Annotated in this window: 1 protein-coding gene; it reads left to right on the top strand. The window is 79.6% G+C overall.

The annotated features are described in order from the left end of the window. Nucleotides 1-246 precede the first annotated feature (246 nt). Nucleotides 247-1,351 (top strand): serine/threonine-protein kinase (locus PYV61_RS25340; RefSeq protein WP_275836665.1); only part of this gene is annotated, 1,105 nt, incomplete at its 3' end.

Here is a 1,351-nt window from a genome sequence, read left to right as displayed (position 1 = left end):
CGCCGCGCCTCGGCGGGCGCGACGAGGGCGAGCGCGGGGAGCGCGGCCAGCGCGGCCAGCGCGGCCAGCGCGGCGGCGCGCGACCAGGGACGCGCGAGGGGGCGGAACGGGGGGCGGGACATGGGGCTCTCCGGGTGAGGAATCGGGACCGTCGCCCGGGAGACGTCGCCGCCGCGCCGACTTGCACACGAGCCCGCGCCGACGGGCGGGCACGGCCAATGCCGGTGTGGGGCCGTCCCCCGTCGCATGCCGATCCCCTTCGACCAGCTGCCGCCGGCCGCGCGCCGTCTCACCGACCGGTTCGAGTTCCTCGAGGAGCTCGGCCGCGGCGGCATGGCCGAGGTGTACCTCGCGCGCCCGCTGGAGGGGGGGGAGCCGGTGGCGGTGAAGCTGGTCGCCGCCCCGTACGCCGCCGACCCCGAGGCCGCCGGCCGCTTCGCCCGCGAGGCGCGCACGGTGGCGTCGCTCGCCCACCCGAACCTCGTCCGCAACCTCGGCGTCGTCGACGCGCCCGACGGGCGCACGGTGGCGATCGTCAGCGCCTACGTGCGCGGGCGCACCCTGCGCGCGGTGCTGCGCGAGCGCGGCGCGCTCCCGTTCGACGAGGCGGCGGCCGTGCTGCGCGACGTGGCCGCGGGGCTGGCCCACGCGCACGCGGCCCGCATCGTCCACCGCGACGTGAAGCCCGAGAACGTCTTCCTCGAGGACGACAGCGGGCGCGCGCTGCTCGCCGACTTCGGGATCGCCCGCCCGATCGACGCCGAGACGCAGCTGACGATGGTCGGCAGCTCGCTCGGCACGCCGACGTACATGGCGCCCGAGCAGGTGGACGGGGGCGCGGTGGACGCGCGGGCGGACGTCTACGCGCTCGGGCTGGTCGGGTGGGAGATGCTGAGCGGGCGGCGCCCGTGGGCCGGGGAGTCGCTCTACGCGCTCCTCCACAAGCAGAAGCACGAGCCGCTCCCCGACCTCGGCGCGCTGCGTCCCGACGTGCCGGCGTTCCTGCTGCGCGCGATCGAGGGGGCGCTGGCCAAGGACCCGGCGCGGCGGTGGCGCGACGCCGGCGAGCTGCTCGACCGCCTCTCGCCGCGGCCGGCGCCGGCGGCGGCCCCGGACCCCGACGCGTGGACCGACGCGGCCACGCTGCGCCGGGTCCCGCCCCCGGCGCCGCAGGTGGCGGTCGCGCCCCCGGCCCCCGAGTGGCTCCCCGACGCGCCCCTGCCGGCGCTCGCGGCCGCCCCGTGGACGCCCGACGACGAGGTGGACGACGAGGACCACCCGCCGGCGCCGCGTCGGCGTCGTCGGTGCGCGGCCGCGCTGGCGGCGCTGCTGTCGCGGCTGCAGGCGGGGG

It is taken from the genome of Roseisolibacter sp. H3M3-2, assembly GCF_029211165.1.
In the GTDB taxonomy this organism is placed as follows: Bacteria; Gemmatimonadota; Gemmatimonadetes; order Gemmatimonadales; family Gemmatimonadaceae; genus Roseisolibacter.
Note: the sequence above shows the minus strand (reverse complement) of the source record. Positions and strands in the feature narration are given on the sequence as shown.